Genomic DNA, 14064 nt, shown 5'->3' on the forward strand with positions numbered 1-14064 from the left:
AATGAAAAAATACAGAATAGGTCAAATCGTACCTTCGTCAAATGTAACCATGGAAACCGAAATACCGGCTGTTTTCCGTTCGCGTGAAACGATTTTACCGGAGCGTTTCACATTTCATAGCAGTAGAATGCGCATGAAAAAGGTAACCAAGGAAGAATTGGAAGCCATGGATGCCATGAGTTTGAAATGTGCCACCGAATTATCCGATGCACATGTAGACGTTATGGGTTACGCCTGTTTGGTAGCCATCATGAGCATGGGACGCGGATATCATTGTGTTTCGGAAGTGAATTTGCATCAGGAAACCATAAAGAACGACTTCCCTACTCCAATTGTAACTTCTGCCGGTGCATTGATCAACGGTTTAAAGGTTTTGGGGGCTAAAAAAGTGGCCGTGATTACACCGTATATGCGTCCGCTAACCGATTTGGTGGTGGATTATATCGAGCATCAGGGATTTGAGGTTGTCGATTCCATTGCATTGGAAATTCCTGACAATTTGGAAGTTGCCGCTCAGGATCCGATGAATTTATTGGAAATCTACAAAAGACTGGATTTAACCGGAGTTGATGTTTTAGTGGCTTCTGCCTGTGTGCAAATGCCTTCATTGGAAGCTATTGATCTGATTCAGAAAGAAATCGGGATTCCGGTGACATCTGCAGCCGTTTGTACCACTTACGAAATGATGAAAAAACTCGGAATTGAAGCCAAAGCACCAATTGGCGGTGAATTACTAAGCGGAAAATACTAAAATAATGCCTCTGATTGAGGCATTATTCTTTTATAAAACTTTGTATTTTGTTTTTGTAATATTCGATTTTCTGGTGCATCCGGTTAAAAAATATATTTCTGTCTCTCTTCCCGGAAGATTGCAGTAATTTTGAAGTGTAACACTGGTGTTTAAAAAATGCTTCCGATTCCAAGCAGGTCTCTTTATTTTCTGTAATAAAATAACCTACCATATTATAAGGAACAAACAAGGATTTTTCCTCAGGGCCGGAAAGCAAAACCGTATTATTCAAAATCAGCAATTCATTGTAATACAACTGGAAAGATTCATCATCCCGGTTTGTTTTCGTATCAACTAATTCAACAACAGCCCTGACTTCATCTAATAAGAGCAATGCGGTTTCATATGAAATCAATCCGGCTTCAAAAAAGTAAAAAATCTGTTGCAGCGAACTGTTAATCGTTGTGTCATTCCATATTTCGGTGACTTTTACCTTTTCATACACCGCTTTCAACTGTGAAGTTCCTTCCAGCATTTGTGCATCGGGTACAAAATGGTCAAAATGCATTTGTTTTTCTTCCTTACTCAACAATTGGATCCAGACATATAATTTGAATTTTGAAAGCAACGTTCCGCCAATAGTATAAAACAGCGGTATATCCTTTGCAGAATAAAAGAGATTCACCTGTTTGTCCCTATATTTTTTCAGAAATGCAGCCGATTGTTCAAAATAACTTTTAAAATCCCCAACCGATTTTATACTATGTGTTTTTTCTACAATAATCTTCTTTTTATCAGAAAATAAAGCATCCAAAGAAATGGAATAATGATTGCAGAGCATAACGGTCTCTTCAATTGAAAATTTACTCTTCAAGGACACCCTTCTGTGTGAAGCATCATAACTGATATTGAGTACACCGGCAATTTCATCAATAATGGATTGTTGTTCTTTAAGTGATTTCCGAATTTCTTTAAGCAATAATTCCTGATTACTCATTTTTGTGATTTTCACAAATATATAAAATACAATAATTACTAATTACAATTTCATTTGTAAATAACACAATATTTTTGACCGTAAACTAAAATTAAAGCTATGAAAAAAATAATGTTTGTATTGCTATCTGTAATTTCAATTAATTCCAGGGCACAAGATACTTTATCCACACCTAAAGTGATCACTTACACAAATGTAAACGGTTATTTCAAATGGAAATCGGATAAAGTCTCACGGAATGACAGCATCAAAATCTTCAGTCTGTCACCTATTTCGAGAAGAGTAAATCAGGTGAATGGTTTTGCGCTTGGTGTAGGTCATTATGAAAACCGGAATATAAAGTTTCAAAAAGTCAATGGTTTAAATATTGAAGCGAATCCAGTCTCATTGGCACTCATTACTTTCGGACTTAATATTCCGTTTGAAGGATTTTTTGCAGGAATTAACGACAATGTGATCAGTAATTCTTCATTCATGGATGATTTTACACCCACATACATTGAAATCAACGGATTAAACATCAGTTCAGGTGGATTCTTGGGAGGAGCCAAAATGAATGGTTTGAATATCAGCGTAATCTCTTCAATGAATCAGATGAACGGACTGTCGCTGAACGCATCTGTTATTGCAACAAAACATAATAATGGATTATCAATTGCCGGAATTGCCAATATCAGTGATTATGGCAATGGAATTCAGATTGCACCATCCAATGTCAGCAGAAACCATAACGGGATCCAAATCGGATTGTTCAACCACTCCAAAAACCTGAGAGGATTGCAGTTCGGTCTGTGGAATACGAACGGTAAACGCAAATTACCATTGCTTAACTGGCAGTTTAAAGCCTGATTATTATACGTAAAATACCAAAACAAAAAAGGAGTTCATAAAGAGCTCCTTTTATTCTTTATACATACCAATATACAATTTTCCGCTTTTATCAATTGAAGCCCGGTACATTCCTGCGGTATTGAAGTCAAAACTGATATTTCCTTTTTTGTCGATCGCAATAACACCGCCGTCACCACCTAAATTGGCTACCTTGTTAATTGCTTCTTTCGTCGCCTGATTTACTTTAAGTTTTTTATATTCCATCATAGCCGAAATATCATGAGCCACGGTCGCCCTGATGAAAAATTCGCCCCAGCCGGTTGATGAAACAGCACAGGTTTTATTGTTGGCATAGGTACCGGCACCAATAATAGGTGAATCCCCTACACGGTTCCATTTTTTGTTGGTCATACCTCCCGTTGAAGTTCCGGCCGCAAGATTTCCGTATTTATCCAGCGCTACACAACCCACCGTTCCGAATTTACTATCCTTTTCCTTCTCCTTATTCTTAACTTTTTCAAGAGCTTTAAACGCTTTTTCAGTATAAAAATAAGACGGATCAACTATTTCCAATCCCTGTTCTTTAGCAAAAGCCTCCGCTCCTTTATTCGTCAGCATCACATGTGGTGATTTTTCCATAATGGTATATGCCAATACAATAGGATTCTTAACAACAGTCACACCGGCAACAGCTCCGGCTTTCAATGTTTTGCCATCCATTATCGATGCATCCAGTTCATTCTTTCCTTCATTGGTAAAAACGGCTCCTTTCCCGGCATTAAAAAGTGGTGAATCTTCCATCACGATGATGGCTTTCTGAACAGCTTCAAGACTTGTTCCTCCATTTTTCAGAACATCATGGCCGGTTCTGATTGCTTTTTCAAGTGTGTTCCGATATTCCGATTCCTGTTCCGGGGTCATATTCTGTTTTAAAATAGTTCCCGCTCCGCCATGAATTGCAATGGCGAAATTATTTTCTTCGCCCTTTAATTGTTCTGATTTACAATTCAACAAAAGCAAAGTAATCAGAAGCAGTATAATCTTATTCATGTTTTTTTTTCTAAAAGTAAGCAATTAATCAGTGAGTTATCTTTACAAAAGATACTTGTTTTTAATTTCGAAAAAAAATAAATTAAGCACAACTTCCGTTATTAGTTTCGAAAAAAAACAAATTAAGCACAACTTCTGTTATTAATTTGAAAAAAATATTTTTTTAGCACAAAATTCAATTATTGCTGATCTTTCTGTTTTGGGAGAAGAACTGATATATCTGAAAAACTGTTAGCACTATCAGGAGCAATGGTAAAGATGCAGAGATATTCTTAGCTCCTATAAATCCGTTCGCGACAATACAGTTAATTCCTAAAATAAAAGTCAGCATCCCGGCAAAAGCGCCCAAAACAGTTCCGATTAAGTAAAAACCTGCATATTTTTCCCGGTTAGATATGTAATTCCCATTGACTAAAAACAAATTCCATGTGGTCCAAAAAGGGATTTGTGCAAAATTCAGGCAACTGAGAAACAGTCCGGTCACAATTGAAGGGTAACCCGGTAAAATTTCAGGCACTCCTCTATTTGTTCCAATCAGTCCTTTATAATAGAAGTAAAAAGCCAAGCCGAAAAGAAAAAAAACAGAAAAGAGGTTCACGCCCGATTTCCACTTTGGATTCAAATCCAACAGGTTTATAAATTTGAGTGTTGCATAAATGACAAGCACTTCAATACAAATAACCCCAGAAAGATAACATAATAAGTTCATCAAACCGGAATGGGTATAAATATGGAACCCAACAAGATTGAGATATCCCAATGGCACCGATCCAATAAAGCTTATTCCGAAACCTACTGCTATATTTTTGAAAGTTTCCAAATCAGAAGTTTAAAATTTTAGCGTTTTGTTCCAAATGCAAACGGTATTGTTTCATCCCTTCTTTATGTTTCAGAAAAGGTATGCCGCGTTTATTGTTTTGAACACTTATGTGAAACATGTGTGAAATATGTCTGGCCAATTCCTTCCAGGCAAAAAACAGGGAATGTTTTGGGTCATAAATGTGGGTGGGTTCACTTGCCGCACCGTTTAATTCAACCAATAGAAAATTTTCACCTTTCTCCAGTTCTTCAAAGGAGCGGTACATTAAATCCATTCTCCCGAAGTAAAACCCTTTAATCTGCAAACATACCGTATTGATGACTTCCTCCAGTTGCGGTGTAATCAGATAACCGGCATCCACAAATTTTGCACCACGGCAATGATTTCCATAAGGAACCAAATTGCATTTTTCATCCTTGCCCAATACTTTATTTAATTCCTCTTTATATTCTCTTTTTAAAACATTTAACTGGAGTTCATATCTCGGATTCTGCAGTAATAATTCTTCAATAGTTGATATTCCGTCGCCCGTTACAATCAGGTATTCTTTGGCCACAATCCCCGTTATTTTTCCTTTTGGCTGATCCGGATAGCGGACATAAAAAATTCCGATTTCATTTTCATACGGAATCAAATCCTGCAATAAGTAATCAAAATTTGCCTTGTCATGGTACTGCTTTAATTCTTCCAGTGAATTGATTTTTTTAACTGCCGATCCCCGCAACCCAACATCCGGTTTTGCAATCAAGGGAAAATTTACGGCAAGTTCCTGCAGTATGTTTTCAACTGAATTAAACGGAATACCTTCTTTGACCAAACCTGTTTTGGGATAAAAATGCTGTGGAATCAGATTGTAAATCTCTTTTTTACTATCCATGATAAAGCCACCGTTTTTCATACCCGGATTGGAAGCATTGAAAAAGAAAATGGTTCTTGCTTTCAATGCATAAAATGCCCATTGAAAATAGATAGGAAAATACAAAACCTTAAATGGCCAGTATTCCCAATTCGTAAGCTTATGCCAAAATAATCTCATATTCTTCAATTAAATAACAATAAATGAATTCACAAACTTCTCATCTTCCTCCAGGTTATAATGATAAAGGCAAACTTTATTTTTATCAATCACCGATTGGGTAATACTCAATGTTTTCAAAAAATTGTCCCTATTGATGACTAATCCGTTTTCAATATCATTTTCCTGGGTATGCCGGTGGAAATTATACAAATCGTTTTCGTCCACATTTTGATGGGAATTCATGAATTTAGTGAACCAATTAGCCCGGAATTCACGAATTTCGGGTGAATATAAAGTAACCGATGACCAAATATGGTTTTTATTTTCATCCAGCTGAATAGTTTCCTTATGTTCTCCGTCCCAACGCAATTGATATAATTTCAGGTTTTCAAACACCACCAAAGTGAAAGGTTCAATCAATTCCAGTTCGATACGTTGCCATTCTTTCAAAATCGAATCGGAACCTATTAAATCCAGTACAACCAACCCCCTGCTCTTTTTATAACTATCCTTTCTGATGTGTTTTTCCCGTGCACCATTAAGCAATACAATCACATTTGCATTTTCATCAACGGCATACCAGGTACCACCGGCTTTGGCATCTTTCGGAAAGAAAACTTTTTTATGGTTGATCAGGTAATTTTTAGGTTCAATTGCTTTCGCGCGGGCAATTTTTTCATCCCTGTTGGAAGTAATGATGATCCTATCGTTACTGTTTACAAACGTTACCGTACACATTGTTTCTTGTATTCTATAGTTGATGGTGCCACACCGAAATTTTCAGTAACCGAAACATTTCCGATTTCAAACAAAGCTACTTTAATCAGAGCCTGATGATGGATGCAGTGCTCGAGATTGTATAACAATTCACGGTAATAATTGGTTTCAATGGTCATCAGGTTTCCGTCAACATGTTGATGAATGACTAAAGACTTGTTTTCTTTTTCATATTCGGCTATAATAACATCCAGAGCTTTCAAAGCATGATTAACACTGCTTTCAATTAATCTGTTGCGTTCACGGCTGTCATAATTCAGCATACCCTCTTCATAAGAACCCGACAAGCATTGGAACAGTTCAATGATATGTCTTGTATGTTGGCCTACAGATGCTCCGCTTAAATTCGGGATGGACTTTGCATAATCTTCATCGGATAACTGAATCAGTAAATGCTTTAATTCCCCAAGTGTTTTTTTTACCGGACTGAAATTCATAATTCCTATCTTAAAAAATTAATGTCTTTTCTAAACTTATACAACAGTACACAACTGCATACAAACGTGATTACTGCCAACGTGAATAACATCCCTTTATCATTATTGACTTCGATGCCCAAAATAAACAAATGTGACAGTATCGCAACCAGCATCGTCCCCATCGCAATGAACGCACCGTAAAAACGGGTTTTGTTGAAAAACAACATAATGGAAGCTATCAGTTCTACAATACCTGAGCCTATGCGTCCGAAAGGTTCAGCTTCAAGGGTCGTGAAAATATAAACCGATTCAGGTTGTGCGGTAAATTTGAAGAAAAGCGTCTGCAACAATATAACAGCCACAATCAGTTTCAGGATGTTGCTAAAAGAGATTACTTTCATGGCTTATAGATTTTTTTCCAGTTAACATCCGCTTTCGTTTTCAGGTTTTTTTCATCTTTATTCCAATCCTTAAGCGTATTATTCAAAAAGGCATTGTAAAAAAGATAGAGTTTACCTTCGGTAATTTTAAAAGTTTCCGGGTTTACTTCTACTTTCTTTCCGTAATCACCCATGGCAAAAGCACACCATCCGCCATATTGCGGTTCATAATTCGAAGGATTTTTTGCAAAAGTCTCCTTATTCTCTTTCGAACTGAAATAGTAAACTATCCCATCATGGCTGTAAGCTAAATCCGCTTTGCCTTTTACCGCTTTATTTACTTTATAATAAGCCACCGGATCATAACCTTTAATCGCCAGTTTTTTCTCCACATTGAAATTAGCAATTCTCTGACCCACCTGCTGTGCAAAACCGGACAATGTAAAACTTACTAATAAACAGAACAATAATTTTTTCATTAGATTGAATTTTAAATTAATACTGTAAAATTAATAAGCCCCAAAAGCTGCTTTTGTCAGTTAGACGACATCCGGACTAAATTTTATAATTTTCTGAAATCGGGAATTATGATTTCTTTGCGGTTGTAACTTATTAATCCAATCTCTTCCAGCTCATTCAGCAATACGGTTGCCGTTTGGCGTGACGTACAGATAATCTGGGCAATATCATTCTGGGTCAGGTAATTTTCAATTGTGACTTTATTTACGTCGAAATTACCTTCTTTATCCGCCCATTCCCTTATGAATGTCAGCAAACGGGTTTTTGCATCTTTGGAAATCAGGTTGGCGTAATTATTCTTTAAGCGTTTCATTTTCCAACCCACAAACTTGGTGTATGACAAAGCCAGGTTCGGATTTTTAAGCATCAGATTCTCGAAATCGGACAACAAAAAACTGCAGATAGCGACTTCATCTGTAAGTGCTGTGGCATATTCATTGGTCTGGATGTCACTTTCCAAAGTCAATTCACCAAATAAATCCCCTTTCTGGATAATATCTTTAATTGTTTCGTTTCCTTCTTCGTCAACCGAAACAATCTTGATAGCACCTTTTTTCAGTAAAAAAATCCTGGGAACTTCCGAATTCGAAAAGTAAATGATTTCTCCTTTGTTTGCTTTTTTAAAACCAACAATAATGCACAGTTGCTTGATCTGTGCAAAGCTTAAAGTCCTAAATAATTTATGGTCTCTCAGGTACCAATACTTCAGCTCTTCATACATATTGTAAACTATTACTCTATAAATATACGAAACCATCCTGACATTGGATGGTTCGGTTTAAATTTTAGGAAAATTCTTAATTATTCCTGTTTGGAAACGGCAAACAGGTGATTGTATTGCTGACAGTGAATTAACACATACGGATAAGCATCTAAATCAAGATTCTTCGGAATGGAGTATTCCGTTGCTGTGGTCAGATCACCCAAATTAATAAACGTTGTGGGTGCAGAAGAAGTGGAAAGATAAACTTTCAAATCCGGTCCTTCAGAAATACTGAAATTATCCAAGACCACTTTTCTCTGGTTATTTTCACTATATATTTTGGCCGATCCGGTCACTGTAATACCGGATGTTGGTTCAAATTCACCACCGGATACCAAAACAGGATTCCCAAGGGATAAATCACCATCTGCTTCACAGGAAAACAAACTAAAAGCAGCCATAACTAAAAACAATATCTTTTTCATAACTTATTTTTGTTTAAAATTACTGCTGTTCTGAAAACTACTTTGTCAGCTACTTTACATTTGGATGAAATTTGTCAGAAAATAAAAACCACGGATAATTTATCCGTGGTTATACTTATTGGTTCAAAATCCAATTTAAAATTTTAGCGATGTTCTTGGCATCATCCACACCTCTGTGATGGGTTCCCTCCAAAGGAATATCCAGTATATGCAAAGCACCGTTCATACCGGTTGGTTTTTCCAGACCGTAGACATCAGCAAAGGTTGTCTTGACGTTAATGTGCTGCTCACCCATCGGATAAGGTACACCAAAGGATTTACATTGCCTCTTCAGCATGTTCAGGTCATATTGTCCGTAACTCGCCCAGGTATACAAATCGGGATCATAATCAGCAACCAATTTGTCGATTGCCTCTTCAAATAAAATACCTTTTTCATCCAGTAATTCCGGGGTAATTGTCGTCAGTTCAGTACAAAACGGACTGACCGTTGACCGTTGGGGTTTGATCAATATTCCCTGGTTTTGGGAAATCCCGCCGGTTGCAGTATCCAATACCACCAAACCGATTTCAATGATTTCATTTTCCTGATCTTTCGGGACAGCGCCCTGCCAACACGTGGCTTCAAGATCTATAATTATAATTTTATCTGTTGTTTTCATTTTTAAATTTCTTTTTATTTTACAAATATTTCTTTTAATTGTCCGATGACGTTTCCGCCTCCGGAGATGGTGATTTCACCAATTCTGTCGGCGATTTTTTCAACGTATTCCATCTCTTTCAATTTCCAGAGCATTTCATTTTCTTCCATCAACTTGGCCGTATTCAACAAGCTTCTGGTAGCAGCTGTTTCTTCTCTTCTCATGATGCTGTTGGCCTGTGCCTTCTTTTCGGCCACCAACACCTGATTCATGATTTCTTTCATATCGCCCGGCAAAATAACGTCTCTTATACCGGCATCGGAAACAGTCACACCCAAGGTTGTGATTTTTTCTTTGACTTCCGCTAAAATGATTTCGGCCAAAGCATCCTTCTTCTGCAATAATTCATCCAATGTCAACCCACCGATGAAAGCTCTCAAAGCCAACTGCATCAATACGTACAATTGCTTATCATACTCTTTATTTTCCAATAACGCCCTGGAAATATCAGTCACCTGGTATTTTACGAAGAAATTGATTCTCAAAGCTGCTTTGTCTTTGGTCAACAATTCCTGTCCGGAGATTTCCAGCTGTTGTTGTCTCAAATCGGCTGTTTTTACTTCAACCGGAGTCATGTTGTTCCAAAAGTAATAGGTTCCCGGCGTTAATTCCTTTTCAAATTTTCCGTCAATGAACAATAATCCCTTCTCATTATTCAAGACTTTGAATTGTCTGGTGTACATTCTCAACCGGACGTTTTCCAACAAACTTTTGGAGATTTCTTCCGTAATAAACACTTTAGTTAAATCAGCCAATGTAAACATATTCAGATTGATGCCTTTCCAGAATGCATATTTACCCACCGGTAAAATTTCTTTGAAATTTGCATTTACAAACTGCAATGCAATTTGCCCGTCAGGAACTTCCACCACCTTTAACATCGACTTCAATGCTTCATTCTGCAACAAAAATTCTAAATCGGCCGAAGGATTGAACGGTTGGTTCATTTCAAATTTTTCTACCTTTTTGGAACCGAAAATCCAATACGTACCTTCTTCAAGTATAGTTACCAATTTTCTGTTTTTGAATACCAAACCCACTTGGTATCCTTGTATTTTTACTCTTTGTATCATCTTTTTTGTTTTTAGTTTTAGTTATAAAAAATTTCCGGATCAAAACCCTCCCAAAAGGACGGAAAGATGCTGGTTAACTGATGCATCATAACGGTTACGGGTTATTTTTTGAAACCAAATCATTTGAAATCAATCAAACCCAAAAGCAGAACAACGGTTCAGCAAACAAAATCATTATTCAGGTCTGTTGCAGAGTGTATCTTCAGAACAAGTCTGATTAAACCGGCTCCAACCCGGAGATTTTTAATTCACCCTTTTTAACGAGAGGGTAAACTCTCAAGCTACATTAACAGTGTAGTGCTCTAACCAAACTGAGCTATATCACCTTTGATGGTAATAACGGGATTCGAACCCGTGCATTTGAATGTTTACAAGAACCACAATCCTGCGCGTCTACCATTTTCGCCATTCCTCCCTTAGAGAGAAAGCAGGACTCGAACCTGCAAAACATTGGTGGTCATTTTTTGGAAAATCACCGGAAACCTTCAAGTCAAGTTGCATAGTGAAACATCATACGCCTTGCGCAACGTTCACCACAATAGTGCCATACAGAAACACCCAACAGGACCTGCCTGATATTGTTATAGTTTAATTTCTTTTACTTCGTAAGGATTTGAAAAATCTTTGATCAGGACATTTTCGATATTGACTGCGATATAATGTGGCATATAGCAATCTGAAAATTCAGTGGCCACTTCATGTCCGTTTGAACAGGTTTTATTCATACCGTCCATTCCGGAACTTCCGCAACATCCATTGAATCTTCCATCATCCTTATGATTTTTGAAATAGAATTCATCATTAGCAATAACCAATTCCTTTTCATTATTACATTTATCAATAAGTATTGAAAATTTATCCGGCTGGATCATATCAACTCCATCTTCAAACCGCAATGCATTACTATTCACTTCATGAAGAACATCTGTCAATTGAACCCCACATTTTTTACAGTACATCTTAATTGTTCTCATCTTTCTTCTAATTTGTTGAACAAAGATTCAAAACACAGTGCGCAATTATTTTGCGTTGGAGTTAATCCATTCGTTTACAGTTGATAAATACGCTTCCCTCACCTTTTCAAACCTTGTGATGTTGGGAATATGATTCACTTCAAGCAATTTTTTTTCACCGTTGTCCATGACGATGTAATCATTCCCGATCATATCCATTTTCAAAATGTTTTTGATATGCTTGGTATCTTCCAGTAAATCAGCATCGATTTCCATAAAACAGGCCGTATCTGGGTGAATGGATTTCAACCAGTCGTCTCCTTCCAGTTTAATTTGCCAGTAATGATGACCGATATTCATGATCCGTACCGATTCTCCTTCAAAGAAAGGCTCCAATGTACTTGCTTCAGTGCTTGTCCATTCATTGCTGATTCTCTCCTTGTTTTCCCCACAATGCCAGTTTCCCCATTTGGCCACCGCATCAGCATTAATTGTTATTTCAGTATTTGCCGAAACGAATCCTCTTAGATGTCCAAATTTTGTCAGTTCCAATGCTTTAACCAGACAAGGAATTTTCAAACGGCAATCCAGCATGGCTCTTGGATTGGGATAACATTCCCCGCCCCATAATGTGAGGCCGGAAATGAAATCAAGGTCATTGTCAAAAATACCGTAATACACTACTTTATCAACAGGAAGCATTCCTATTCCGTTTTGTTTTTCCATGAACAGTACACCTTCCCAAATAAAAATTTTAGGTAATGACTGATGCCAGATGATATGGCCGTCATACTTGGATTTGATATGCAGATACTCCTGTTCTTCAACTCCTACTAATGCAATTCTGTTATATTTCATGATACTTCTTTTTTAAATTAAACCTAATCTTTTTTGATGTTCCTTATCACGCAGATCAATTGCTCCGAAAGGACTTCCTTTAAAATAGCCAATATTCTCAAAGCCGTTTTCTGCGGTGATCAGGGATTCCTTTTTAGTGACAGCTCCGGTATATTTGGAACCGTAATTGCCCGTGATTTTTTTCGTGGCCGGATCAACATCACCCCATTCGGGCGTTTTACCGTTATAAATGGGCTCAACGAAATAAACAATTCCTGTTATCCGCGATTTCATGAGAAATCTGCCCGTTTCATCTGTATTGGTTAAAAATCTTTTTAAAATATCTTGTCTCATACTGTTACATTTTTAAACGTCATAAACTCCTCTTTGATCATGGTTATGACTTTGTTATTTAATTTTTTATTAATCAGCTTTTGTTCTTCTTTTTCCAAAGATTCCAAAAGCATCGGATGATCCTTTTTAAAATCTGTCAGGACATCCAGTGAAAACAATCCGATTACTTTTCCTGTTTTTTTCGGATCAAACTCCCCTTCCTTGCTCAATACATTGTACAAGCGGTTAAGGGTGATGTAGCTTTCGACTGTGTTCCATACCAGTTGTCCTTCCTCAGAAAAATTCAATTCCGGTTTAGTATTGGACTTATCCGCTTTTTGAACTTCTGTCCATTTTTCATTTTTATTTTTCAGGATTACCCGTGAACCGTTTCCGAAAAATTTCGGATTCAATGGTTTAATGATTACACCTTCACAAATGTTTTTCTCCAGAGCCGGCAACCCCAACCATTCCGGAATTAACGAGTTGAACTCATTCGGGAATTTCAAAGCTTCTTCCAAGCTTCCTTTGAATAACGGTTTAGCGAAAAAGAATCCATTTTTTTCAAAAATCTCATTTGCCGTTTCCACATCCAGGTAATCTGTACCGTTTATTTTGATGTCGAAAGCGTAGAAATCATTCTCCGGACCGTAGTCAATTCCTTTTTGAACTTTGATGGCATCCTTCACACGGGTTACTTCCGGGTGGTTGTAATTACCTCCGAACAATTCCCCTAAAATGATGATGAACTTCGTTTCCGGAAATTTTCCTTTCACCATTTCAAAAGCTTTAAACACTTTATTGAAATGCTTTTCAGCTACCGATTGTGCATTGTAAAAAACCTCATCCGGTAAGATAAAATCGCTGCGTTTTGCAATTTTTATCATTTCCCCATCCGTATAGAAAGAGAAATTGGCACCGTGCACTTTTTCTTCAACAATAAAGGTTTCTTTTTCAAAACCGTGAATGAAAATTTGTTCCAGAACTTTCTCTTGGTACGTATTTTCTATTGAGTTGTATTTTTTAAATTCCATGATTTCTTTTTTTAATTTATAGTGTCAAATAAATTATTAATAATTTGTGGAACCGATCCGGATCGAACGGATACCTCTTGTGATTAGCTCATTTTGCTATTTTTTAATAGGTTTCGCTGAATGAATAAATTCATTTCAAACAAGCGTGCACACCTGGTACACCACAGTTCCTTTGTCTGGGAAACATCCCGATAGCTATCGGGAGAACCCTGTTCTCCGGAACCACAATCCGGGGTTTTACCAAATAAACTAAAGACACCATTTTCTGCGACTCATACGGGATTATTCACCGTTTTCCATTTGTTAATTGGAGTTCATGAATGCTGAAGCATTTCGAACCCGTGGCACCCGAGAGACAGTCGGGCATGTTACCATTACAACAATAAGCCTGTTCCTTTCTAAAGA

At 37.2% G+C, this 14064-nt stretch carries 18 protein-coding genes and 1 tRNA gene; 2 read left to right on the forward strand and 17 right to left on the reverse strand.

What is annotated here, in order from left to right; genetic code table 11:
- The first annotated feature begins 1 nt into the window (after nucleotide 1).
- Nucleotides 2-751, forward strand: coding sequence for a maleate cis-trans isomerase family protein (locus NAT51_RS02605; RefSeq protein WP_317245447.1), 750 nt, complete (start codon nucleotides 2-4; stop codon nucleotides 749-751).
- A 22-nt stretch (nucleotides 752-773) separates the two neighbouring features.
- Here NAT51_RS02605 and NAT51_RS02610 read toward each other — a convergent pair whose 3' ends face one another.
- Entirely contained in the window at nucleotides 774-1727 is a 954-nt protein-coding gene (locus NAT51_RS02610; protein WP_250594818.1) for a hypothetical protein, read from the reverse strand.
- Between the two features lie 99 nt (nucleotides 1728-1826).
- Here NAT51_RS02610 and NAT51_RS02615 point away from each other — a divergent pair, with 99 nt between their 5' ends.
- Entirely contained in the window at nucleotides 1827-2576 is a 750-nt protein-coding gene (locus NAT51_RS02615; protein WP_250594820.1) for an LA_2272 family surface repeat-containing protein, read from the forward strand.
- Between the two features lie 51 nt (nucleotides 2577-2627).
- Here NAT51_RS02615 and NAT51_RS02620 read toward each other — a convergent pair whose 3' ends face one another.
- The 16 genes from NAT51_RS02620 to NAT51_RS02695 all read right to left on the reverse strand — a co-directional run bounded on the left by NAT51_RS02620 (nucleotide 2628) and on the right by NAT51_RS02695 (nucleotide 13659).
- Entirely contained in the window at nucleotides 2628-3608 is a 981-nt protein-coding gene (locus tag NAT51_RS02620; RefSeq protein ID WP_250594822.1) for an isoaspartyl peptidase/L-asparaginase family protein, read from the reverse strand.
- Nucleotides 3609-3783: 175 nt separating this feature from the next.
- The gene (locus NAT51_RS02625; protein ID WP_250594824.1) at nucleotides 3784-4428 is read right to left on the reverse strand and encodes a hypothetical protein; all 645 of its coding nucleotides are present in this window, start codon (nucleotides 4426-4428) and stop codon (nucleotides 3784-3786) included.
- Between the two features lies 1 nt (nucleotide 4429).
- Nucleotides 4430-5464 (reverse strand): ATP-grasp domain-containing protein, encoded by a 1035-nt coding sequence (locus NAT51_RS02630; RefSeq protein ID WP_250594826.1) that lies wholly within the window; start codon nucleotides 5462-5464, stop codon nucleotides 4430-4432.
- A gap of 9 nt (nucleotides 5465-5473) precedes the next feature.
- Nucleotides 5474-6184 (reverse strand): NRDE family protein, encoded by a 711-nt coding sequence (locus tag NAT51_RS02635; protein WP_250594828.1) that lies wholly within the window; start codon nucleotides 6182-6184, stop codon nucleotides 5474-5476.
- Entirely contained in the window at nucleotides 6172-6660 is a 489-nt protein-coding gene (locus tag NAT51_RS02640) for a DinB family protein (RefSeq protein ID WP_250594830.1), read from the reverse strand. Before NAT51_RS02640 ends, NAT51_RS02635 begins: the two co-directional genes overlap by 13 nt.
- Nucleotides 6661-6665: 5 nt before the next feature.
- Complete coding sequence (locus NAT51_RS02645) at nucleotides 6666-7043, reverse strand: DoxX family protein (protein ID WP_250594832.1); 378 nt, start codon at nucleotides 7041-7043, stop codon at nucleotides 6666-6668.
- Nucleotides 7040-7501, reverse strand: a complete 462-nt coding sequence (locus NAT51_RS02650; RefSeq protein ID WP_250594834.1) for a YHS domain-containing (seleno)protein — start codon at nucleotides 7499-7501, stop codon at nucleotides 7040-7042. The genes NAT51_RS02645 and NAT51_RS02650 overlap by 4 nt, the downstream gene beginning before the upstream one ends.
- An 83-nt stretch (nucleotides 7502-7584) precedes the next feature.
- A complete protein-coding gene (locus NAT51_RS02655) occupies nucleotides 7585-8262 on the reverse strand; it encodes a Crp/Fnr family transcriptional regulator (protein WP_250594836.1) in 678 nt (225 codons plus the stop codon).
- Nucleotides 8263-8342: 80 nt separating this feature from the next.
- Nucleotides 8343-8729, reverse strand: coding sequence for a DM13 domain-containing protein (locus tag NAT51_RS02660; RefSeq protein WP_250594838.1), 387 nt, complete (start codon nucleotides 8727-8729; stop codon nucleotides 8343-8345).
- 115 nt (nucleotides 8730-8844) lie between these two features.
- The gene (locus NAT51_RS02665) at nucleotides 8845-9390 is read right to left on the reverse strand and encodes a 3'-5' exonuclease (protein WP_250594845.1); all 546 of its coding nucleotides are present in this window, start codon (nucleotides 9388-9390) and stop codon (nucleotides 8845-8847) included.
- 14 nt (nucleotides 9391-9404) lie between these two features.
- Complete coding sequence (locus NAT51_RS02670; protein ID WP_250594852.1) at nucleotides 9405-10502, reverse strand: slipin family protein; 1098 nt, start codon at nucleotides 10500-10502, stop codon at nucleotides 9405-9407.
- A 331-nt stretch (nucleotides 10503-10833) separates the two neighbouring features.
- Nucleotides 10834-10911 (reverse strand) — tRNA-His (locus NAT51_RS02675).
- A gap of 172 nt (nucleotides 10912-11083) precedes the next feature.
- A complete protein-coding gene (locus NAT51_RS02680) occupies nucleotides 11084-11476 on the reverse strand; it encodes a hypothetical protein (protein ID WP_250594854.1) in 393 nt (130 codons plus the stop codon).
- 45 nt (nucleotides 11477-11521) lie between these two features.
- Nucleotides 11522-12313 (reverse strand): hypothetical protein, encoded by a 792-nt coding sequence (locus tag NAT51_RS02685; RefSeq protein WP_250594860.1) that lies wholly within the window; start codon nucleotides 12311-12313, stop codon nucleotides 11522-11524.
- A gap of 12 nt (nucleotides 12314-12325) precedes the next feature.
- Entirely contained in the window at nucleotides 12326-12646 is a 321-nt protein-coding gene (locus tag NAT51_RS02690) for a hypothetical protein (protein WP_250594862.1), read from the reverse strand.
- Nucleotides 12643-13659, reverse strand: coding sequence for an RNA ligase family protein (locus NAT51_RS02695; RefSeq protein WP_250594865.1), 1017 nt, complete (start codon nucleotides 13657-13659; stop codon nucleotides 12643-12645). Before NAT51_RS02695 ends, NAT51_RS02690 begins: the two co-directional genes overlap by 4 nt.
- Between the last annotated feature and the right edge of the window lie 405 nt (nucleotides 13660-14064).

Source organism: Flavobacterium amniphilum, assembly GCF_023634845.1.
Lineage (GTDB): Bacteria > Bacteroidota > Bacteroidia > Flavobacteriales > Flavobacteriaceae > Flavobacterium > Flavobacterium amniphilum.